Source organism: Alkalihalobacillus sp. AL-G (assembly GCF_030643805.1).
Classification (GTDB): domain Bacteria; phylum Bacillota; class Bacilli; order Bacillales; family Fictibacillaceae; genus Pseudalkalibacillus.
The window spans coordinates 1,797,562-1,820,698 of record NZ_CP094656.1; the positions used below are offsets into that span (position 1 = coordinate 1,797,562).

The 23,137-nt window shown below is 41.2% G+C and carries 21 protein-coding genes; 19 read left to right on the plus strand and 2 right to left on the minus strand.

Annotated features, from left to right (window positions below; genetic code table 11):
- Nucleotides 1-42: 42 nt before the first annotated feature.
- A complete protein-coding gene (locus MOJ78_RS09275) occupies nt 43-1,266 on the minus strand; it encodes a nucleotidyltransferase (RefSeq protein WP_304980902.1) in 1,224 nt (407 codons plus the stop codon).
- 227 nt (nt 1,267-1,493) lie between these two features.
- Between MOJ78_RS09275 and MOJ78_RS09280 the strand changes: the two genes are divergently transcribed.
- From MOJ78_RS09280 to MOJ78_RS09295, 4 genes are all read left to right on the plus strand, one after another.
- The gene (locus tag MOJ78_RS09280) at nt 1,494-2,021 is read left to right on the plus strand and encodes a YceD family protein (RefSeq protein ID WP_304980903.1); all 528 of its coding nucleotides are present in this window, start codon (nt 1,494-1,496) and stop codon (nt 2,019-2,021) included.
- Between the two features lie 61 nt (nt 2,022-2,082).
- Nucleotides 2,083-2,256: a 50S ribosomal protein L32 gene (gene rpmF, locus MOJ78_RS09285; RefSeq protein WP_257350572.1), complete on the plus strand. Its 174-nt coding sequence runs from the start codon at nt 2,083-2,085 to the stop codon at nt 2,254-2,256.
- A gap of 170 nt (nt 2,257-2,426) precedes the next feature.
- Nucleotides 2,427-3,182: an enoyl-CoA hydratase/isomerase family protein gene (locus MOJ78_RS09290; RefSeq protein ID WP_304980904.1), complete on the plus strand. Its 756-nt coding sequence runs from the start codon at nt 2,427-2,429 to the stop codon at nt 3,180-3,182.
- Nucleotides 3,183-3,319: 137 nt separating this feature from the next.
- On the plus strand, nt 3,320-3,970 hold the full coding sequence (locus MOJ78_RS09295) for an RsfA family transcriptional regulator (protein WP_370529786.1): 651 nt from the start codon (nt 3,320-3,322) through the stop codon (nt 3,968-3,970).
- 91 nt (nt 3,971-4,061) lie between these two features.
- On the opposite strand, the gene MOJ78_RS09300 is transcribed toward MOJ78_RS09295, so the two are convergent.
- Nucleotides 4,062-4,568 (minus strand): N-acetyltransferase, encoded by a 507-nt coding sequence (locus MOJ78_RS09300; protein ID WP_304980906.1) that lies wholly within the window; start codon nt 4,566-4,568, stop codon nt 4,062-4,064.
- A 177-nt stretch (nt 4,569-4,745) separates the two neighbouring features.
- Between MOJ78_RS09300 and MOJ78_RS09305 the strand changes: the two genes are divergently transcribed.
- The 15 genes from MOJ78_RS09305 (at nt 4,746) to spoVE (ending at nt 23,067) form a co-directional block, all read left to right on the plus strand.
- The gene (locus MOJ78_RS09305) at nt 4,746-6,092 is read left to right on the plus strand and encodes an acetyl-CoA carboxylase biotin carboxylase subunit (RefSeq protein WP_304980907.1); all 1,347 of its coding nucleotides are present in this window, start codon (nt 4,746-4,748) and stop codon (nt 6,090-6,092) included.
- 11 nt (nt 6,093-6,103) lie between these two features.
- The gene (locus tag MOJ78_RS09310; RefSeq protein WP_304980908.1) at nt 6,104-6,316 is read left to right on the plus strand and encodes a biotin/lipoyl-binding carrier protein; all 213 of its coding nucleotides are present in this window, start codon (nt 6,104-6,106) and stop codon (nt 6,314-6,316) included.
- Between the two features lie 47 nt (nt 6,317-6,363).
- Nucleotides 6,364-7,902, plus strand: a complete 1,539-nt coding sequence (locus MOJ78_RS09315; RefSeq protein ID WP_304980909.1) for an acyl-CoA carboxylase subunit beta — start codon at nt 6,364-6,366, stop codon at nt 7,900-7,902.
- Between the two features lie 190 nt (nt 7,903-8,092).
- On the plus strand, nt 8,093-8,998 hold the full coding sequence (locus MOJ78_RS09320) for a 2-dehydropantoate 2-reductase (RefSeq protein ID WP_304980910.1): 906 nt from the start codon (nt 8,093-8,095) through the stop codon (nt 8,996-8,998).
- Nucleotides 8,991-9,380, plus strand: coding sequence for a DUF3397 domain-containing protein (locus tag MOJ78_RS09325; protein ID WP_304980911.1), 390 nt, complete (start codon nt 8,991-8,993; stop codon nt 9,378-9,380). The genes MOJ78_RS09320 and MOJ78_RS09325 overlap by 8 nt, the downstream gene beginning before the upstream one ends.
- A gap of 85 nt (nt 9,381-9,465) precedes the next feature.
- Complete coding sequence (bshC, locus tag MOJ78_RS09330) at nt 9,466-11,085, plus strand: bacillithiol biosynthesis cysteine-adding enzyme BshC (RefSeq protein ID WP_304980912.1); 1,620 nt, start codon at nt 9,466-9,468, stop codon at nt 11,083-11,085.
- A 492-nt stretch (nt 11,086-11,577) separates the two neighbouring features.
- On the plus strand, nt 11,578-12,009 hold the full coding sequence (gene mraZ / locus MOJ78_RS09335) for a division/cell wall cluster transcriptional repressor MraZ (RefSeq protein ID WP_304980913.1): 432 nt from the start codon (nt 11,578-11,580) through the stop codon (nt 12,007-12,009).
- Nucleotides 12,010-12,059: 50 nt separating this feature from the next.
- Nucleotides 12,060-12,989, plus strand: a complete 930-nt coding sequence (gene rsmH, locus MOJ78_RS09340; RefSeq protein ID WP_304980914.1) for a 16S rRNA (cytosine(1402)-N(4))-methyltransferase RsmH — start codon at nt 12,060-12,062, stop codon at nt 12,987-12,989.
- Between the two features lie 15 nt (nt 12,990-13,004).
- Nucleotides 13,005-13,367 (plus strand): cell division protein FtsL, encoded by a 363-nt coding sequence (ftsL, locus tag MOJ78_RS09345; protein WP_304980915.1) that lies wholly within the window; start codon nt 13,005-13,007, stop codon nt 13,365-13,367.
- A gap of 17 nt (nt 13,368-13,384) precedes the next feature.
- Nucleotides 13,385-15,610, plus strand: coding sequence for a PASTA domain-containing penicillin-binding protein (locus MOJ78_RS09350; protein ID WP_304980916.1), 2,226 nt, complete (start codon nt 13,385-13,387; stop codon nt 15,608-15,610).
- A gap of 65 nt (nt 15,611-15,675) precedes the next feature.
- The gene (locus MOJ78_RS09355; RefSeq protein WP_304980917.1) at nt 15,676-17,607 is read left to right on the plus strand and encodes a stage V sporulation protein D; all 1,932 of its coding nucleotides are present in this window, start codon (nt 15,676-15,678) and stop codon (nt 17,605-17,607) included.
- A gap of 290 nt (nt 17,608-17,897) precedes the next feature.
- Nucleotides 17,898-19,367 carry a UDP-N-acetylmuramoyl-L-alanyl-D-glutamate--2,6-diaminopimelate ligase gene (locus MOJ78_RS09360; protein ID WP_304980918.1) on the plus strand — a complete coding sequence of 490 codons (1,470 nt, stop codon included), beginning with the start codon at nt 17,898-17,900 and terminating at the stop codon, nt 19,365-19,367.
- Between the two features lie 61 nt (nt 19,368-19,428).
- The gene (gene mraY / locus MOJ78_RS09365; protein ID WP_304980919.1) at nt 19,429-20,400 is read left to right on the plus strand and encodes a phospho-N-acetylmuramoyl-pentapeptide-transferase; all 972 of its coding nucleotides are present in this window, start codon (nt 19,429-19,431) and stop codon (nt 20,398-20,400) included.
- A 1-nt stretch (nt 20,401) separates the two neighbouring features.
- Entirely contained in the window at nt 20,402-21,754 is a 1,353-nt protein-coding gene (gene murD, locus MOJ78_RS09370; RefSeq protein ID WP_304980920.1) for a UDP-N-acetylmuramoyl-L-alanine--D-glutamate ligase, read from the plus strand.
- A gap of 212 nt (nt 21,755-21,966) precedes the next feature.
- On the plus strand, nt 21,967-23,067 hold the full coding sequence (gene spoVE, locus MOJ78_RS09375) for a stage V sporulation protein E (RefSeq protein ID WP_304980921.1): 1,101 nt from the start codon (nt 21,967-21,969) through the stop codon (nt 23,065-23,067).
- The last annotated feature ends 70 nt before the right edge of the window (nt 23,068-23,137 follow it).

A 23,137-nucleotide genomic window follows, 5' to 3' on the forward strand; every position in this document is an offset into this window, starting at 1 on the left:
ATATCATGAGTGGCCAAGGAGTGACGACCCGAGATCAGCCTTTTATATTTGATGGCGAAGCGGCGGTGTCGAGTATTCTTGTTTCCACAGTGTAGAATGACAGTCGGACGGGAAGCCTAATATATACGTTTTTGTCGCTCTCATATCCAGTTCAATCAGTGGGTCATCATGTTGTGAAACTGTGCTGACTAATGGTAGAGCCATTTTCTTTTTGATTTGACTCAAATACTGCTGACCCGTAGGACTCATGCCCAATAAACGAACATAAGACGGACCAGACAAAGTCGCCTTTTCCATAACAGACTTATGAGTATTTGTAAGGATATGTGTACAGAGACGTTGTAATCTCGTCCACGTGTACCGTTTTGTTTTTACACTGTTCAGGAAGTCATGAAAGGATTCAGATTCCTTAATCAGGTCAAGCAATCTGTTTTCCAGTCCTTCTACACACTCATATATACTGGAAAGTTCACTTGGTGTTGATGTGAACAAACGGTATTTCAGTAAAGGGAAATACTTTTCCCAACTCTGGAATTGCTGGTAAGCACTGAGATGTTTTGTTAAACTGTCGTTTGTTGCAGGCGGTACCAGCTCTGATATACTACTCAGGGGCTCCTGATGCTCAATCAACTTGCTGCGGATACCAGTTGCACTTGCAATGGTGTTTGAGGTATTTTCTTTATCATGATAACCCGCTCCGGTTCTTTTAATCGTTTCTGGGATGATGGATGAATTGAGCTTACGAATAGCATTTATGTAATGGAAACCTAAAATATTGTTTGGCTTTGACAGGTCTACAGTAGTTTCTGGTCGCTCTGGGATCTCTAGAAATGCCCGTGATGCAGCAGAAGGGTAACTCAGCCCTGACTGAATTTGGGCCTGAATTCTTTCATTATACATTCTTTCGTTTTGTTCGATGAACGATACAGTGTTCAAGAATGGTTCTATTTCACCTGACTCGCTTCCAAAAATGATTCGTCTGCAAAGGAGTGCGTCAAGGATTGCTACCGCACCAAAGGCGAATTGGTCCGCTCTTTGAGTAGCGTATGCGTACGGTAATTCCACAACAACATCGACGCCAGAACGAAGGGCCATTTCCGTACGTGTCCATTTTGATACCATTGCAGGCTCTCCACGTTGCAGGAAGTTACCGCTCATGACTGCAATAGCAAGTTCAGCTTCTGATTTTTTTTTCGCTTCTTGTAAATGATAGAAATGACCGTTATGAAATGGATTGTATTCAACGATTAGGCCAAGAGCATTCATAGTACCAACTCCTTATTGTTATATTGTATCAGAATCTGGTAGGCTGATTAAATGCAGAATCAAAAACAAAAATGGGTACAAAGAGGAAAGTCAATGATTAAATAAGTAAAATATGTCCGATAGGACGATTGGCAAGCGAAATCTCAGCCGAAGCATGTAAAGAAAAAATGTTGACAATTATTTCATTGAAAGCTATAATTACTACTGTTGCCTTGAGGTGATGACATATGAAATGGTCCATACAGCAACTGAGAAGTTTTCAGCACAAAGGACTAAAAATTGATGAAACAATCAAGATGGAAATGATACGCGATTTTGATCCGGAAATTCTCGAACTTTCACCAGTTCATGTAAAGGGAAATGCTGAGATTAACCAAAATCGTGCCGTATTTCATCTTACATTGACAGGGGAAATGACCTTACCTTGTGCAAAAACACTTGTGGAAGTCCCTTATCCGTTTACGATCCAATCAACAGAAATTTTTCTGTTTGATCCGGAGCACAGTGTAGACGCAAATGAGGAAGATATTCACGTATTAGAGGGAAACACGGTCGATTTAATACCCTATATCCGTGAAAATATCCTTCTGGAAAAGCCTTTGAAGATTATCAGCCCTGAACCAACTAATGACCCGCCAGCTCCACCTACAGGAAAGGGTTGGGATGTTGTTGAAGAGAGTGAACAACGCGAAAAGGTTGATCCGAGAATGGCCGAACTGGCTAAGTTACTTAACAAAAATGATGAAAAAAAGTGAAGAAACGTCAACTAGCTTGACCTTCTATAACTGAACAATCCCGTTAAGGAGGTGGAAACACATGGCAGTACCTTTTAGAAGAACCTCTACTACTCGTAAAAACAAACGTCGTACACATTATAAGCTAAAAGTACCTGGAATGGTAAAATGCCCAGAATGTGGCGAATACAAGCTTTCTCACCGTGTATGTCCGGAATGTGGAACATACAAAGGAAAAGAAGTAGTTTCAAAATAAGTAACTTAAACGGGGTTGACTCTAGCATCTAGAGTCAGCCCCGTTTTTTATATCGTGGATGGAACCTGGGTATGAAGCATTCATAGCGACGGTTTCACGAGAAATCAACGGGAAACCAGCTGTATGAGCCTATCATCACGACTTTTTCCCTCGAAAAGGAGAATGTACAAGTGAAAATCAAAAAAGAATGCAGGGATGGCATCGGGTGGATCGTATTGAATCAACCTGAACGTCGGAATGCGATTGATACCGAAATGATGGGGCGATTGAAGGAAATACTTACGGAGTATGAAAACGATGGGGATATCAAGCTTGTCGTCATTACCGGCAGTGGATCTAAAGCATTTTGTTCCGGTGGAGATCTTTCGGTTTTTCATAATCTACATACTGAAGATGAAGCGTATGCCATGCTTTCTAAAATGGGGGACATACTCTTTCAACTGTTTACCTTTCCTAAACCGACCATTGCATTGTTGAATGGAACTGCTGTTGGTGGTGGATGTGAAATCGCTTCTGCTTGCGACTTTCGAATAGGTTTTCCTCATGTTAAACTCGGATTCATTCAAGGTACACTTGGCATTACTACGGGATGGGGAGGTTCTACGTATTTAATGGAACGACTTGACCCTGTAGCTGCATTTGAGATGCTATTAACCGCAACAACCTATTCTGCAGATGAAGCTTTAACTTTAAATTTCATCCAAAAGATATTGAATTCAAATGACCAGCTAAAAGAGTTTAATGAGTATGTATCACCAATGTTGCAACTTTCCTTAGATGTTTTGCAGGCTTATAAACAACGGAGCCTGGATCGGATGGATTTGATTCACATGAAGACGCGGATTGATAGAGAAATCAAGGAGTGTGCCCGTCTTTGGGAATCCGACGATCATCACATAGCAGTACGAAAATTTCTTGATCATTAAATATGACGGATGACCCACCATAATTTCTCTGAATAATTGATTCTGTTTTAGTAAAAAACTCTTAGTAGAACTAAAGTCTATCTTTTCTATTAAACGCATATGTATGTTAATAAAGTAGAATGTTTGGAGGGATGCAGGTGGGTTCAACACGCCAGGATGCCTGGAACAATGATGAAGACCTCTTTTTAGCAGAGGTAGTCCTCCGTCATATTCGAGAGGGCGGCACTCAGCTTGCGGCTTTTGAAGAGGTAGGAAAGAAGCTATCTCGTACATCAGCAGCATGTGGTTTCAGGTGGAACTCATTAATACGAAAGAAATATGATGCGGCAATCACAATAGCAAAAAATCAACGTAAACAGGCAATGAACAAAAGAGCAGAGAAAGGAAAAGCAAATAAGGATAATCCAATGCAACAAGAACAATCTCAAAACTATCCTGAACGGATCGAGACAGTAAACCGATCAGAAAATCCACTAGATAAACTGAATCTTGAAGATGTTGTTGATTATTTAAAAGCATTGAAAGATGGTAGCAGCCGTGAAAAAACACTTGAGAGAGAGAATGAAAAATTACAACAGGTGGTTGCTGAGGTAAAAAAGCAAAATGAACAATTAAAACAAGAGTACGAACAATTACAAAAATCATTTGAAAATGTTAACGAAGATTATACGACAATGCTGAATTTTATGGAACGTGCCCGTAAACTTGCAGTGACCGATGATCCACATTCAAATCAGGTGAAATTTCAGATGGATTATAACGGAAACCTTCAAAAAGTAGAAAAATAAAAGGGATGACCCATAAGAGCCTGGCGCATTGTGTTACGTGCCAAGCTCTTGCATATTGGGTCATCCCTTTCAATAAGTTTTCATAACTTTATTAAATACCTGGATGTTTTACAGGGTTATCATTCTCAACCGGTTCTTGTTCTGCTACACCCTTTGGATAGCATACATAGGGATTTTCTCCTCGATCTCGGTCAGGATTATACGTGACCGATTGAAAGCCCATCTTTTCCCAAAACTCACTGGATCGCTGTCTTGCATTCGTTTTGACAGGAAGATCGAATGACTTCGCAAACTTGACGAGAGCGCTTCCAAATCCTTTTCCGTGATATTCAGGGAGTACTTCAAGCTTCCAAAGCTCTAAATAATCCTGTGGCGGGTCGAAATAACGATCGTAGTTCCCGTCAATTCTGTATAGACTCATTCTAGCGACCAACTTATTCCCATAATAGATTCCATAAAACGGTGATTCACTATCGTTTTCGATAATATTTTCCTGTAGATCCTCAAGCATTGACAGCTCCTGGATCCCATATTCTTTAAACTTCTTAAATTCTTCAAGAGTTTTAAAATTGATAAGAAGTCGTTGAACTTTATACATGATGAGACAGCCCCCTTCGATTCATTTCCTATTCCTTCTACTTTTATTATATAATAAAGTAGCGAAAAATTCTGCCATAATGCAAAAATCCCACAGATTTCTACATGAAAAAACAGGATTTCGAGCATTTGGTGTTGAAATGAGTATGTTGAAGCATAGAGAAAAGGAGGAGATGGTTTGAAAAAAATCCTTATAGCAAACCGAGGGGAAATTGCAGCTAGAATTGTTAGAACATGTGAAACACTTGGAATCGAAACCGTTATTGTGTATTCACAGGCTGATCGCGATCTTCCTTACGTGAAGAATGCTAAAATAGCCTATGAAATAGGTGAACCACCAGTAGTCAAGTCGTACTTGCGTGGTGATCGGATACTTGAAATCGCAAGGTCTGAAAACGTAGATGCGATTCATCCAGGTTATGGTTTTTTATCCGAAAATGCCGATTTTGTACGAAAAGTTGAAAACGCTAACATTACGTTCATCGGCCCGCGAGCAGATGTTGTTGAAGCGATGGGTGATAAAGTACGAGCACGTGATACGATGAAAGATGCTGGAGTTCCTGTAGTCCCTGGAAGTGATGGTCCGATAAGTGATGTTGACGAAGCTGTCGCATTAGCAGATACAATCGGATATCCTGTGATGGTCAAGGCAAGCGCTGGTGGTGGTGGTATTGGGATGCAGAGATGTGACGATGAAAAGACATTACGTTCTGCGTTCGTATCCAGCCAAAACCGGGCAAAAGCTTACTTTGGAAATGATGAAATGTTTATGGAAAAATTCATTTCGAACAGTCGTCATATTGAGGTTCAAGTCTTCGGTGATAAGCTGGGGAATATCGTCCATCTTTTTGAACGCGATTGCTCCATCCAGAGAAGGCACCAAAAAGTTGTTGAAGAAACACCTTCTCCATTTTTATCTGAAGAGGTTCGTGAGCAGATTTGTAACGCAGCTGTTCAGGCTGCAGATCATGTAAAATACACAAATGCAGGAACGGTGGAATTCATCGTTGATGGACAGGAGAATTTTTACTTCCTAGAAATGAATACGAGGCTTCAAGTAGAGCATCCAGTTACAGAAATGGTTACTGGATTAGACTTGATTGAGTGGCAGCTGAACGTGGCGGAAGGGAAGCCATTACCATTGTCCCAGGGTGAAATTACAAAGAGCGGACATAGTATAGAATTCAGGATTTATGCTGAGGATCCGAACACGTTTTTACCTGCCCCTGGCACGATCGGGAGCTTTTTACTTCCTGAATTGGAAGGGAGTCGTGTTGATACGGGCTATGGTCCTGATACACAGGTGACCCCATTTTACGATCCGATGGTGGCAAAGGTTATCATTCATGCTAGCGATCGAAAAAAAGCCATTCAGCAATCATTGAACTTTTTTAAAAAGTGGAAGCTGGATGGAATCAAGCATAATGGACCTCTTTTTGAAAGCATCTTAAACGATGGTGATTTTCAAAAAGGAAATTATACAACACAATTTCTTAATCAACGTTCTTCAAAAGTAAACAATTAGGAGTGATCGACATGAAAGAAATCAATGCATCAATGGCAGGAACAGTCTTGAATGTACTCGTATCGGAAGGTGAATCAGTAGCAGCGGGTCAGGCTGTAATGATGTTGGAATCTATGAAAATGGAAATTCCGATTGAAGCACCGGAAGCTGGAGAAGTTAGTGCAGTTAACGTCAATGTTGGGGATTTTGTAAACGAAGGAGATACACTGGCTGTTCTCAAGTAAATATGAATGAGCGCTCGTTCTGTATGAAGTAATGAAGGAGGAATTGGATGTCGAAAACATTAAACGAAACTTTGCAAGCGACGAATGAACGTATCGAAAGCGGCGGCGCAGAGAAGTACCATGAAAAATTAAAAACACAAAATAAATTATTTGCAAGAAAACGACTTGATTTATTATTCGATGAAGGATCCTATACGATTGAAGACGGTAAATTCGCCAACAATAAGGATGAAGGATTACCTGCAGATGGTGTTGTGACGGCTATTGGAAAAGTTGGCGGAAAAACAGTATGCGTCATGGCCAACGATTCCACTGTAAAGGCTGGATCTTGGGGGGCGCGTACAGTCGAGAAAATCATTCGTATCCAAGAGACTGCCATGCGTTTGAAGGTACCTCTCTACTATCTTGTCGACTCTGCCGGAGCACGAATCACGGATCAAATTGACATGTTTCCAAATCGACGTGGAGCTGGAAGGATTTTTTATAACCAGGTCAAAATGTCTGGAATGATCCCTCAAGTATGTGTTCTTTTTGGTCCTTCAGCAGCTGGTGGGGCCTACATCCCAGCATTCTGCGACATTGTTATCATGGTGGACGGGAATGCTTCGATGTATCTAGGTTCACCACGTATGGCTGAGAAGGTTATTGGTGAAAAGGTTACACTTGAGGAAATGGGTGGAGCAAAGATGCACTGCAGCGTTAGTGGATGCGGTGATGTACTTGCAGAATCTGAAGAAGAGGCAATTGAATCAGCGCGGCAATACCTATCCTACTTCCCGGCAAATTATGAGAAAAAACCTGAAAAAGCTGAAGTGGAAGAGCCGTTCCTGGATAAAAACCTTTCCGACATCGTACCCGAAAATCAAAACGTCCCATTTGATATGTATGAATTTATCAATGGATTGATAGACGATCAGAGCTTTTATGAGGTAAAGAAGCTTTTTGCTCCTGAGATGATTACCGGATTTGCTCGTTTGAATGGTGCGCCAGTCGGGATCATTGCCAACCAACCCAAAGTAAAGGGCGGCGTACTCTTTGTCGATTCAGCTGATAAAGCTGCAAAGTTCATTACACTATGTGATGCCTTCTCGATCCCGTTGCTATTCTTGGCTGATGTTCCTGGCTTTATGATCGGAACGAAGGTGGAACGGGCTGGAATTATCCGGCATGGAGCGAAACTTATTGCTGCAATGAGTGATGTAACTGTTCCTAAAATTTCTGTCATTGTTCGGAAGGCATATGGAGCTGGCCTTTATGCAATGGCAGGTCCGGCGTTCGAACCGGATTGTTGTATTGCTCTCCCAACAGCACAAATTGCTGTTATGGGACCTGAAGCAGCTGTCAATGCTGTTTATTCGAATAAGATAAGTGAAATTGAAGATCCGAAAGAACGGATTCAATACGTACAGGAAAAACATAAAGAGTATAAAGAGCATATCGATATTTACAAGCTTGCTTCTGAAATGATCGTGGATGATATCGTTTCAGCCGATCAGCTACGCGAGGAATTAATTGATCGATATAAAGTATATGAAAACAAGGAAATGACGTTCAGTACCCGAAAGCATCCGGTTTATCCAGTATAGAGGATACAAACAACGTTTCTTGCAAACTTAGATAAAGCGAATAGGTCTTAATTAGGGTCAGACTCTACCGAACAGCAACATTCAATATAGTGTTGTTAAGGTGGCGGTCTGACCCTATTAATGTATTTTATCGTCCTTTTATAATGTGCTACTATTAAGACAAATCCTAGTACGAAAGACGGGGATTCAAATGCGTGTAGGGATTATAGGCGGGGGTTCAATCGGGTTACTCTTCGCTGCTTATTTTCAAAAAAACGGACATGACGTAACAGTTTATGTTAAAAGAGAGGAACAGTACACGAGACTGCTTAATTCTGGTTTGGTATTACAAACACTTACGACGACCTTCAGCAGCACTCCAGAAGTTAAAATTTTCCAATCGGCAAAAAAAGAATTTCATGATTTGCTCATTGTAGCAGTTAAATCCTATGATCTTGAACATGTGTTACCAGTGGTCAAATCATGTTTTACTGATTCGCGTTACTTATTGTTATTGCAAAATGGAATGAAGCATACTAGGTGGCTTTCTGATCTTTGCATGTTCTCTGTCTATCTAGGCATTGTTGAACACGGTGCTTTGCGTGATTCAGACACGAAGGTTTTGCATACTGGAATCGGTCAAACGAAAATTGCTCCTTACCTCATTGAAGGCACAGGACTTGATTGGGGTGGACTGACTTTTGATTCTTTTCCGTTTCAACAAAAGGCCGATTGGTATAAAATGCTGAGCCGGAAATTGTTGATTAATGCGGTAATCAATCCGTTGACAGCATTATATAAGGTAAGAAATGGAGAACTTCTTGAACGAAACACTTTCATTCAGAAGATGGAGGTTTTATTCAAAGAAATTTGTAAGGTACTGGATGTGGAGGATAAAGAGAGATCCTGGAAGGAATTAGTCACTGTTTGCAAGAATACCTCTAACAACAAGTCGTCGATGCTTCGTGATATCGAGCGGGGCAACAAAACTGAAATTGAAGCGATTACAGGATATGTTTTGATCATGGCAGAACAACAAAATATACACTTGCCTTATAACCAATTTGTTTTTGAGACGATAAAAGGCTTAGAGGAAAGAAGGGATCCAGATGGTTGATTTTTTTGCAGGTTCACTGGCGACACTCATTACCGTACCACTTATAGCTTGGCTCATGGTGTACTCGGTCATGAAAAAGTTCACTCAAAAAAAGAAGAAGTCCTTTCTATTTGCAACTGATGTCACTACTTTTTTCCTTATTGCATCTGTTTTGTCCATCCTTTACACAATTTGGGAGCGTTCCTTTATTTGGCCAATAATTGTGTTGCTCTTAGCTATCGTAATTTGCATTACATGGATTTATTGGAAGCAGGATAAAGATGTAAGCATGTTCCGTATTTTAAAAACAGCATGGCGATTCAACTTTTTGTTGTTTTCCACAGGTTATCTCTCATTAAGTATATACGGGCTCGTTACGAGGATCATTTTGATTAGTTCTTGAGCAAAATCGTTTGGGGAGGCACATTGAATCTGCTATACTCATAGTCGCAATATTGTTGTTTCTCATTCGGAAAGGACGAAATTTTATGAAAGTTAGCGAGATACCATTTCAGCAAAAAAACGATTTTTACAGTGCTTACTTGAATGGAGCCCAGCATGTTCGAGAACAATTTGATTATGATCCATTCCAACAAGACAGCTATAAGCAACGCTGGAAGGAAGTTCAGGAACGTTCATTTCCTAGAGAGTCCCTCCATGATCATTTGCTGAATTATCATCAGAAGCTTCCAGCATCAATACATACGATAAATAATATAAACAAACTAAAGGACCCGGAGTCGACTGTGATTGTAACAGGTCAACAGGCTGGGCTTCTTTCAGGTCCTCTTTATACGATACATAAGTGTATTTCTGCCATTCTTCTTGCGAAAGAGCAGGAGTCCAAACTAGGAACGCCAGTCATACCTGTATTTTGGGTTGCTGGAGAGGACCATGATTTTGATGAAATCAATCATGTGTATCTCAATGATGAAGGCCGTACATTTAAGAAGAAATTGGATTTAGCCGAAGGGAATCGATCCGTTTCTGAGATTCCATTTCCTAAAGAGAAACTTTCTTCATGGGCAGAAGAGGTCATCCGAGGTCTTGGAGAAACGGAGCACACTCAGGCCATTAAGAATTTGATACATAAAGCAATAGCAGAATCGGAATCAATCACCGAATTTTTTGCACATATTATGCTTGTCCTGTTTGCAGAAGAAGGAATCGTTATGCTCGATTCTAATCATCCTGACCTACGTAAAATCGAATCGCCGTTTTTCTTGGAAATGATCCAAAACAATGAGTCCTTGGATCGTAAATTTCAAAAGGATGTCCATTTATTAAAGGAGAAAGGTTTTCCAGTACCAGTGGAATCCGAAACTAACAATTCACACCTATTTTTAAACGTTCATCAAAATCGTGTGTTGCTGTTTCGTGATAGTCATGAATTTAAAGGGAAGAAAAATGAATGCCTTCTAACAAAAAGTGAAATGATTGCAATCGCTGAAGATCAACCTGAACGTCTTAGTAATAATGTAATCAGTCGCCCATTCATGCAAGATCGCGTTCTTCCGACCCTTGCCTTCGTGGCAGGTCCTGGTGAAATCGCCTACTGGGGTGTTCTCAAATCGATCTTCCATCAATTTGACATAAAGATGCCACCTGTAATGCCACGCCTTTCACTAACTTTGGTCGAGTCCCATATATCAAAAGTGGTAAGTGAAAAGAAAATGCGTTTAGAAGAAATACTTCAAAATGGTGTGAAAGAACGAAAACAAGAATGGTTGAAGAATCGAATAGATTGGAATTTGGATGAACAATTCGGGTCAGCAAAAAAGAAGGTTGATCAAACGCATCGAATACTTCGTGAAATAACAACAGAAATTGATAAAGGACTAAATTCGCTTGCACAAAAAAATGGGCAATTCCTACAAGATCAGCTTGATTTTTTAAAGAATAATCTTGAACACTCGATTCAGAAGAAATATGAACATGAACTGAAAAAGTTTGACCTGATTGAACTGAACCTAAGACCAAGTGGAAAACCGCAGGAACGTGTCTTTAATATCTTTTATTTTTTGAATCAATATGGGGTGAACTTAGTTTCTGAACTTGCTTCATTGGAGTTTGAGTTTAATGGTAATCATAAGGTGATTCATGTATAAGGATGTTAAAAAGGCGGCAAATGATAAACTGCGTATTTCTTCGTTACTTGGTTTTTCCGGTCCTTACGTATAACAAGGACGTATTGATTTCATGGATGTACATTCATTGTGTACCTTCGTCTAACTAGTCAACGCTATCGATGAAAGCTTCCTCGGTGCAAGGCAGGGAAGAGGTTTTCAAGTAAGTAGCCCTTCCTCAAAACCTGCGTGCCTCGGGCTCACACGATGTTAGTCAGTTCAACATTGTGACAGGACGTTACGTATTTAGTTGAACTTCCTTAACTTGTTTCTTATTCATCTGCTTTTTAACAATAATTTTAGGATGTTAAAAAAACGGCGAATAAAACCGTCGAAAATTCAAAGAAAAAATGTTCCAAAAACCTGCTTATGACAGCAGGTTTTTTCTATGTTCAAACGAATTATAAAACAAGTGGTGGAAAGTGGGGAGTTGTGGTAGACTTAGGATAGATTGTGGGGGAAGGGGATCAAACCATGTTCATGGGAGAGCATTTACATACCATTGACGATAAAGGAAGAATGATCATCCCTTCTAAGTTCCGTGATGAACTAGGCTCCACATTCGTACTTACAAGAGGATTAGACCAATGTGTTTTTGGTTACCCTCTAGAAGAATGGAAACAGTTAGAAGAAAAGTTGAAAGCACTCCCGTTTACCAAGAAAGATGCAAGGGCATTTACACGATTCTTCTTTTCAGGAGCAGCAGAGTGTCAGCTCGACAAACAAGGACGTGTCAACATCGCCTCAACCCTGAGACAATACGCAAAGCTTGATAAGGATTGTGTTGTCATCGGAGTCAGCAACCGGATTGAAGTCTGGAACAAGCAAATTTGGGAAGAATACTTCTCGCAATCAGAAGATTCATTTGGAGAGATTGCTGAAAGCTTGATGGATTTCGATCTATAAAAGGTGTGCATCAAACCGGGACGGTTTTAGAGAAAAAGAGGGACTAACATATGTTTGAGCATGAAACAGTATTAAAACAAGAAGCGATTGTCGGACTGCAAATTAAAGAGAATGGCATCTATGTAGATTGCACTCTTGGTGGAGCAGGCCATACTGAGGAAATTGTGAAACGAATTGACACCGGACAAGTATTTGCTTTCGATCAAGATCTTCATGCGATTGAACATGCTAGAAAACGACTGCAAGCCTTCGAAGGAAAATTTCAGATCATTCAGTCCAATTTTAGACATTTGAAAGAATCGCTTCAGGAAGTTGGTATCAATGGTGTTGATGGTATCCTATTTGATTTAGGTGTGTCCTCTCCACAGCTTGATGAAGCGGAACGTGGATTCAGTTATCATCAGGATGCGCCGCTGGATATGAGAATGGATCAGACGAATGAACTAACGGCTTACCACATTGTAAATGAATGGCCGTACGAAAAGCTTGTTTCAATCTTTTTTAAATATGGTGAAGAAAAATTCGCCAAATCGATTGCTCGTAAAATTGAAGCGAATCGTGAACAACAGCCAATTAAAACGACAGGGGAACTGGTGGAAATCATCAAGACCGCAATTCCAGCTAGAGCACGTCGAAAAGGCGGACACCCTGCAAAAAGGACATTCCAAGCAATTAGAATAGCAGTAAACGATGAATTGAATGCATTTGAAGAGGCGTTAAGAGACGGAATCGACTTATTGAATCCGAGGGGAAGAATTTGCGTGATCACCTTTCATTCGTTGGAGGACCGGTTGTGCAAAAGAATCTTTAAGGAAGAAAGCAGTGAGCCAGAACTTCCACCTGGAATGCCTGCCGTACCTGAAGAATATCAGCCGGTTCTTAAAATGATAACACGAAAACCAATCATACCGGGAACTGAAGAACAAGAACAAAACAGAAGAGCACGATCTTCAAAACTAAGAATTGCAGAAAAAATGTAGAGAGGGGAAAGGGATTTGAGTAATCTAGCACATCAAGTACAAAGAAAAACCCAATATACTGAGCAAGTTCAACCAAAACGACACGTTCAACCACAAAAACGCTCAATTATCACCAAGGGAGAAAAGGTTCTCTGGTCTATTTCTGCGATTATGTTAGTTGCTGCTTCGATTTTTGTCATTTCAAACTATGCCTCAATCTACTCGATCAATAAGGATGTTCAGGTAACTAAGAGTAAGATTGAGCAACAACAAAAAGAAGTAAGTGATTTAAGCCTTCAAGTATCTGAGCTAAGCACTCCGCAAAGAATTAAGGAATATGCAAGAGAAAAGCTCGGGATGACATTTAACGATCAAAATGTAAAAGTTATCAACAACTAACGTTAGGTGTGTTTTACATGAATGGAAAAAAGAATCCGAATATAAATAAAGGAGCAGTGATTTTATCTTTGATATTCGTCCTGCTCTTTTTTGTTTTAACTGGAAGGTATTTTTATTTAGGTTGGACAGGAGAAGCAGAAGGTAAGGATCTTGAAGAACTTGCAAAGCAAAAATGGACAATCCAACAACCTTTGGATGCAGATCGCGGGTCGTTTTTTGACCGCAAAGGGGAGGTTATTGCAGAGGACATTCCTGCTTATACTGTTGTGGCAATATTGGCTGAAGACTATGAAAACCGTGTTTCGGACCCCGAAAAAACTGCCGAGAAACTCGCACCCCTATTAGATATGTCTGAAAGTAGACTCATAGAGCTGATGAGTAAAGAGGAACGCTGGCAGGTTGAACTGGGGCCAGGCGGGGACAAAATCAGCCACTCGAAAATGAATAAGATCAAAGAGTTAGGATTGGATGGTATCGTATTTAAACGGAAAACGAAAAGGTATTATCCGAACCAGAAATTCGCTTCCCATATCATAGGGTTTACTGCGATTAAAGAAGGTGAAAGAGTAGGGGCGATGGGGCTTGAACAAACACTTGATGAACACCTGCACGAAGAAGACGGAAGGCTGATTTATCAACAAGATTTCGAGGGCTATAAGCTTCCGGACCCGAAAGAAGTCATGGTCGAGCCGAAAAACGGTTACAACGTACATCTAACGATTGATGAGAATATTCAATTGTTTTTGGAGCAAGCAATGACTGAAGTAAATGAAGAATATGACCCGAAACGGATGATTGGTATTGTCGCAGATCCTAACACGGGTAAAATTCTTGCAATGTCTAATCGTCCAAGCTTCAACCCGAACATCCGCGACATCGAAAACTATTCGAATTTTGCGATCAGTTCACGGTTCGAGCCTGGCTCAACGATGAAAATCTTCACCCTTGCTGCAGCGATTGAGGAAGGTGCATATAACGGAAATGCCACCTACAAATCTGGTACGTATACTACTTCTTTTGGAGAAAAAATCGGTGATCATAGTGGAATTGATGGAGAAATCATGACATACGATGAAGGGTTTATCCGTTCCTCTAACGTCGCGTTCATGAAAATCGCTGCAGAACAGCTCGGGTTCGAAAACTTAAATCAATATTTGACAGAGAGGTTCGAATTCGATCAACCGACTGGGGTCGATCTTCCGGGTGAAGCGGATTCGAAAATTCAATTCAAGTGGGAAACAGAAAAATTGACCACAGCATTCGGTCAAGGGACAGCCATCACACCGATCCAACAAATCCAAGCGGCAACAGCCATCGCAAACGGTGGCAAGATGATGAAGCCTTATGTCATTGAAAAAATTGTCAATCCAGACAATGAAAAAGTCGTTCAAAACCACGAACCTGAAGTAGTAGGTACACCAATATCAAAAGAAACGTCAGAGCATGTCCGTAACCTGATGCGTTCCGTCGTCACCGATGGAACAGGAGAGCGTTATTATAATATCGAAGGCTATGAGGTAGCTGGGAAGACTGGAACAGCAGAAATACCAGATCCAAAGGGTGGTTATTTAGAAGGGTACGATAATTATGTCTTCTCTTTCTTAGGCATGGCGCCTAAGGACGACCCAAAGCTATTAATCTATATTGCCATTGACCGGCCGAACCTTGATGTGGAAAGCTATGAATCTGGTTCTGTTCCCGTATCGAAAGTGTTCAATTTCGTCATGAAAAACAGCCTGCAATACTTGAACATTGCTCCAGTAGAAGGTTCATCTGAGCATAATGGGGAAAGTAAGAAGGATGTTACGGATAACATCCCTCTTAACGATTATGAAGGTGGATCTTCTATCGCTCTCGAGCAAGAATTAAAGGAAAAGGGATTAGACGTTCATGTACTCGGAGAAGGTGATGAAGTTATTGCTCAGACGCCATTTGCTGGTACTGCTGTACTAAAAGGTCAAAAAATCATTCTGCGAACATCTGGTACCGTAAAAATGCCAGATTTGACAGGATGGTCACGAGCGGAAGTGCTTCAGCTTGCACGAATACTTAACTTGAAAACACCTGAGTTTATCGGAAATGGCTACGTTGTTTTGCAAAGTATACCACCGAAAGCAAAGGTGAAAGAAGGGTCGCACCTTGTGATAGAATTAAAGGCTCCTCAGCAAATTGCAGAGGAAAAGAAGGCGAAGGAAAAAGAGAAAGGAAATAAAGAACACAAAGAGGAACCAGTGACCGATTGACTGTTCTAGCTGTTTCTGTACAAGCATATAGATGAAACGAGCTTATCATGTAGGAGGTTGGGCATGTGCGCGTTTCAAATGTGACTGTGCGGAGACGGCTTATTTTTGTGCTGGTAGCCGGTCTTTTATTTTTATTAATAATCACCGGTAGACTTGGATATGTTCAGTTCGTAAAAGGGAATTGGCTGACAGGGCTTGCCTTGGATTCCTGGAGCCGGAATGTTCCCTTTGAACCAAAACGGGGTGAAATCTTCGACCGTAATGGCATTCCGATTGCAACAAACATCAGTGCCCCTACGGTATACATTGTCCCGAGACAGGTAAAGGACCCGGTAATGACTGCTGAGAAGCTTGCTGCCGCCCTCAATTTGAATAAGAAGGATGTCTACAAAATGATTACGAAAAAGGAATCGATTGTAAACATATATCCAGGAGGGAAAAAAATCAGCAACAAAAAAGCGAATGAAATCCGTTCCTACGATCTCCCAGGTGTATTTGTAGCAGAGGATAGCAAACGACATTATCCATTTGGAAGCTTCCTATCTCATGTTCTTGGTTTTGTCGGCATCGATAAAGGTCTTGCCGGTCTTGAGGCTCGATATAACGACCTGTTAAGTGGGGAAGAGGGTTCCGTTTCCTTTTATTCGGATGCAAGAGGGAACCGGATGCCTTCGCTTTCTGATGAATATGAACCACCGGAGGATGGTCTTGACTTACGACTGACGATTGATGCAAAAGTCCAAGCGATTATGGAACGTGAGCTTGATATCGCTGATGCGACCTATAATCCAGACGGGGCTATAGCGATTGCAATGGATCCGAATACAGGTGAAATTCTTGGTATGGCGAGTCGACCAGATTTTCATCCCGCAAATTTCCGTGACGTACCACAGGAAGTGTACAACCGGAACAAGCCTGTGTGGAGCACGTATGAGCCTGGATCTACATTTAAGATCATTACACTTGCGGCAGCATTGGAAGAAAATAAAGTTGATTTAAAAAACGATTCCTTTTATGACCCTGGTTCAATTGAAGTTGCCGGAAGAAAGCTCAAATGTTGGAAGAGCGGCGGTCACGGGAGTGAAACGTTTCTGGAGGTTGTCCAAAACTCCTGTAACCCCGGTTTTGTGGCACTAGGTCAACGATTAGGGAAGGAAAGGCTTTTCTCTTATATTCGAGGCTTCGGATTCGGACAAAAGACAGGGATCGATTTACAAGGGGAAGGAACAGGAATCCTTTTTAAGCCTGAACGCGTAGGACCCCTTGAACTTGCTACTACTGCATTCGGCCAAGGGGTTTCGGTCACACCGATCCAACAGGTTGCCGCGGTGGCAGCGGCGGTTAACGGAGGTTATTTGTATACTCCCTACGTCGCAAAGGAATGGATTGATCCTGTCACAGGCGAGATTGTCTCGAAAACGAGTCCTGAAATGAAACAGCAGGTCATCTCAGAAGAAACGTCCAAGGAAGTGCGCTATGCACTTGAAACGGTCGTGGCCCAAGGAACAGGGAAAAATGCTTTTGTTGATGGATACCGGGTTGGTGGAAAGACAGGTACAGCACAGAAAGCCGTCAAGGGACAATATCTAAAAAATAATTACATCGTTTCATTTATCGGATTTGCTCCGGCAGATAATCCACAAATCGTTGTATACGTTGCAATTGACAATCCGAAGGGAACGGTACAATTTGGTGGGGTCGTTGCCGCTCCAATCGTAGGTTCGATCATTGAGGATAGCCTGATGGCAATGGATGTGCCAAAACGGAAAAATCAAATTGAAAAAGAAGCAACGTGGACCGATCAGCCACGTGTTGAAGTGCCGAATCTCATGGGGAAAACGAGACAGGATATTCATAAAGCGTATTATGATCTTAAGATTGACATTAAAGGATCGGGGGATATTGTAATCGAGCAAGCCCCGGATCCAGGGATCAAACTTACAACCGGATCTACTATTCGACTATATATGGGTGACAAATCCTCCTCAGATGATTAAAATAAAAGCTATGGAATAATAAGAGTCAGGTTCTTCCCTCTCTTTCGTATAGATTGGTAGTAGGACCTGACATATCGTTATGTTTAATCATGTAAACGAATGAGGACATGATAGTAAAAGCTGAAGCAGTAATAAATATTTGAAGCATCGAAGTAATGTCTAGCTCCAGCACCCAGCCACTCTGTTCACTTCAGACTTCCTGCGGCGGCGACAGCCTCCTCGTCAGTCTTCCAGTGACTTTCGTGGCTACACAGGGCGCTTGCGCTTTTCTTAAAAAGGTAGGGAAACTGATGAAATTAAGAACGTTAATTGAGCGACTAGCTGTATACCAATTATTGAACGATTCAAATCCGGAAATAACCGGCATTGAAATGGATTCACGAAGGGTGGAACCAGGTAACCTTTTTGTATGTGTTAAAGGTGAACGATTTGACGGACATCTTTTTGTAGAGGATGTTGTTAAGATGGGTGCTTCAGCGATCGTTGCTGAAAAAGAAATTGAAACGACAGTACCTGTCATTGTAGTAAAAGATACTAGACGAGTTCTTTCATTGCTATCAGACCGATTTTTCAACCAGCCAACAAAAAAGCTGCACTTAATTGGGATCACTGGTACGAATGGGAAGACGACGACCTCTCATTTAATGGATCGCATCCTTCAGGATCAGCGAAAGCGTACAGGTATTATAGGGACCATTGAAATGAGAATAAATGATGTTCCTTATCCAGTCTCGAACACGACACCAGAATCGCCTGTCCTTCAAAAGGCATTCGCACAAATGGTTGAGGAGAAAGTGGATACAGCAGTAATGGAAGTATCTTCTCATGCACTACATATGGGGAGGGTTCGAGGGTGTGATTATGATATAGCCGTGTTCACGAACCTGACGCAGGACCATCTAGATTATCATCAATCGATGGACCAATACTTACAAGCAAAAGGTCTTCTTTTTTCTCAACTCGGAAATACATATGATAATAAGAATATAAAAATGGCAATTTTAAATAATGATGACCCTGCTTCAGAAGAATTTAAAAGAATGACGGCTGCACAAATAATGACATATGGAATCGATCGGCCGAGTGATATAAGTGCAAAGAATATTAAAATCACGGGTCATGGTACAGAATTCGAGCTTCAAACCCTTACTGGAAACTACCAGGTAAACATGAAATTGATCGGTAAGTTTAGTGTATACAATATACTTGCAGCAATTTCTGCAGGGATTGCATCTGGTCTTGATGAACAAAAGATGGTTGATACGATCGAACAACTAGAGGGTGTACCTGGTCGATTCGAGGTTGTTGATGAAGGACAACCTTTTACGGTAATTGTAGACTATGCTCACACTCCGGATAGCTTGAGAAATGTCCTGCAGACTGTACAGGAATTCGCAAAAGGTAAAATATTCGTTGTTGTTGGCTGTGGCGGGGATCGAGACAGATCAAAACGTCCGCAAATGGCAAAGATTGCAATAGACTACTCTGATTATGCTATTTTCACATCCGATAATCCTCGAACAGAAGAACCGGAACAAATTTTAAATGATATGGAAAAAGGTGTTGCTGGTCAGGCTTTCATTTCGATTGTCGACCGCAAAAGCGCGATCGAATATGCAATTAACCAAGCAGAAGCGAATGACATCATAGTAATTGCAGGTAAAGGACACGAAACCTACCAGATTATAGGGGAAGAGACTTTTGACTTTGATGACCGGGAAGTAGCTCGGAATGGAATAACAAGACAAGAGAACAACTAAATTAAAATTGGGTTATCAATCATCTATTTAACGATACTAAACTAGGAGGGGTATAGAAGGTATGGAAAATGCATTATTGATCACCCTTCTGGCTTCATTTTTTGTTGCTGTCGTCCTTTCACCGATATTCATTCCATTTTTAAAACGTCTAAAATTCGGTCAAAGCATACGAGAAGAAGGGCCAAAATCACATCAAAAGAAATCGGGTACACCAACAATGGGAGGGATTGTGATCATCTCTGCGCTGATCGCAACGACACTCATTTTATCCATGTATTTCAACCTGTTTACAATTGAGACGGCGATGCTATTGTTTGTCACACTCGGCTATGGAATCATCGGCTTTATTGACGACTTCATTAAAGTGGTAATGAAACGTAATCTCGGCTTGACAAGTAAACAAAAACTGCTAGGCCAGCTTATTATTGCAATCATTTTCTATTTTGGTATGAAACAAGCTGGAATTTCCACAACGCTTTCAGTACCGGGAACAGACATGAGCATTGAACTAGGATGGTTTTATGTTCTCCTGATCATCGTAATGCTCGTCGGGGCTTCAAATGCAGTCAATCTGACAGATGGGCTCGATGGATTACTTGCAGGGACTGCAGCAATCGCTTTTGGAGCGTTTGCTGTTTTAGCTAGCACTAGTCTTGAGTTGGACATTGCGTTGTTCTGTATCGCGGTTGTCGGATCATTACTAGGGTTTCTCGTTTTTAATGCTCACCCTGCTAAAGTATTTATGGGAGATACAGGTTCACTTGCTCTTGGGGGTGCAATTGCAGCAGTTGCAATTCTGACTAAAATGGAACTTCTGCTCGTAGTAATCGGCGGCGTTTTTGTTATGGAGACGTTATCGGTCATGATACAAGTCATTTCATTTAAATCGACCGGAAGGCGTGTTTTCAAAATGAGCCCTCTGCATCATCATTATGAATTATCAGGCTGGAGCGAATGGAGAATTGTTGTAACCTTTTGGGTTGTTGGCATATTGCTGGCAGGTTTAGGAATTTATATTGAGGTGTTGATTTGATTTGGATCGTAAAAACGAGCTTTCACAAAAGCATGTTCTAGTCATAGGTCTTGCCAAGAGCGGATATGCGGCGGCAAAGCTTTTGAGCAAGCATGGTGCATATGTTGTTGTGAATGATATGAAAGATTTTGATAAGAACCCTGAAGCAAAAGAACTTCATGAATTAGGGATTGAAGTTATTTGTGGTGAACATCCACTTAGTCTGTTAGACAAGCCGTTCGACTTTATTGTGAAAAATCCTGGTATCCCGTACACGAATCCATTGATTGAGGCAGCTGTTGCAAAAGGGATTCCTGTATATACCGAAGTTGAACTGGCTAGCTATTTGACGGAAGCTGACATTATCGGGATTACAGGTTCCAATGGAAAAACGACAACAACAACCCTTATCGGGATGATGCTAGAAAATAGTGGCAAAAATCCAGTTGTTGCAGGGAACATCGGAACGGTTCTAAGTGAGGTTGCAGATCAAACGACGAATGAGGATATCATCGTTGCAGAACTTTCCAGCTTCCAGTTGATGGGAATCGAGTCCTTCCAACCGCATATTGCAGTGCTTCTAAACCTGTTTGATGCTCACCTTGATTACCACGGAACCCGCAAAGACTATGGCCAAGCCAAAGCAAGGATTTTTCTGAACCAAACATCTGAGGATTATTGTGTTTACAACGATGATGATGATGAGGTCAGATCGTTAGTAAAAGCAGTAAAGAGTAAAAAAATCCCATTCAACACAAAAAAAGAGGTAATGGATGGCGCATACATTCGGGATGGATATGTCATGTTTCAGGGGGAACAGATCATTTTGGTTGAGGATATTCTTTTGCCAGGGAAACACAGTCTTGAAAATATTCTTGCCTCTATTGCTGCAGCGAAATTAGCTGAAGCGACCAATGAACAAATTGAAAGTGTATTGAAGACTTTTAGTGGTGTCAAACACCGATTGCAATATATCGAGACGGTTAATGGTGTAAAATTTTACAACGATTCAAAAGCAACGAACATCCTTGCAACTCAAAAAGCTGTCAGTGCTTTTGCTGACCCAATCATTCTGTTAGCCGGTGGTCTTGATCGCGGCAATGAATTTGATGAGCTAATCCAATACATCGGGAATGTAAAGGTATTGATAACATTCGGTGAAACAGCTCCAAAACTTATTCGAATTGCAAAAGAAGCAGGAATAAAGGTGATCCAACAGGTCGATAATGTTGAAAAGGCCGTTCCTGTTGCCTATCAACATGCTCATGCTGGGGATGTAGTATTACTATCTCCTGCATGTGCCAGCTGGGATCAGTATCCTTCTTTTGAGGAAAGAGGGGACATGTTTATCGAGGCTGTGCATAAACTTAGGTAATAGAGAGGTTGTACAAAAAGTATCAGAAGAGGTCCTTGCACGTGCGTCTACAAGTTGTGCTCCTATATATGCATTCCCAGTGAAACTCGTAGCTAATGAGCAAATGTGTACCTGCTACGAGTTTATCCTTCGAGGCGGCTTCCTCGATACAACTAGTAGCTTATGTGCAAGTATCGTTCGGTACTAAACCCGGTAGATTCGAGGTGTCTCTATTGCCTAAAGCTAAAAAAACACCAGATTTCGTATTGGTAGTCATTACGTTGACGTTGCTGGCAATTGGATTGATTGCCGTTTATAGTGCGAGTGCTCAATCGGCAGAGATCAATTTCGGTGATGAATTTTTCTTTGCGAAACGGCAGCTTCTATTTGCTACCCTTGGGATTGTTGCTATGTTTTTTATTATGCAGATCGATTACTGGACGTGGGGAACATGGTCAAAAATCCTTTTGATTTTATGTATTGTCCTTTTAATTGCTGTACTTATTCCCGGAATCGGTTTAGTTCGAGGTGGTGCAAGAAGCTGGATCGGAGTCGGGTCTTTTTCCATCCAACCATCGGAATTTACAAAGCTAGCCATGATCGCTTTTCTTGCAAAGTACTTATCTGTCAATCAGAAAAAGATTACATCTTTTAAAAAGGGTCTTGCTCCATCATTGGGAGTCGTTTTGTTTGCATTTGGAATGATTATGCTGCAGCCAGATCTTGGGACAGGTGCTGTTCTTGTTGGAACGTGTGTTGTGATGATTTATGTAGCAGGGGCCAGAATCAGTCATTTTGTTGGGTTGGGCGTAATTGGACTACTCGGGTTTGTAGCATTGATTATTTCAGCACCATATCGAATAAAACGTATCACTTCCTTTCTCGACCCGTGGAAGGATCCACTAGAAAGTGGATTCCAAATCATCCAATCACTTTATGCGATAGGACCAGGTGGACTATTAGGGCTTGGTCTCGGACAGAGCAGACAAAAATACGGGTATCTACCAGAACCTCAGACCGATTTTATTTTTGCCATTTTAGCTGAGGAATTAGGGTTTATAGGTGGATCTCTCGTGTTACTGCTGTTTGGACTTTTATTATGGAGAGGAATCCGAATCGCACTCGGTGCACCTGATTTATTCGGTAGTTTACTTGCAGTCGGAATTATAGGAATGATCTCGATACAAGTTATGATCAATATAGGTGTTGTAACTGGACTTATGCCTGTCACTGGGATCACATTACCGTTTTTAAGCTATGGTGGGTCCTCCCTGACATTAATGTTATTGGCACTCGGTGTTCTTTTAAACATTAGCAGGTATGCTCGTTACTGACAGTAGACAATTGTCATTGATTCTATTAGACTGAAAGGTACGAACATATTGTTTAACACGCTTGGCAAAC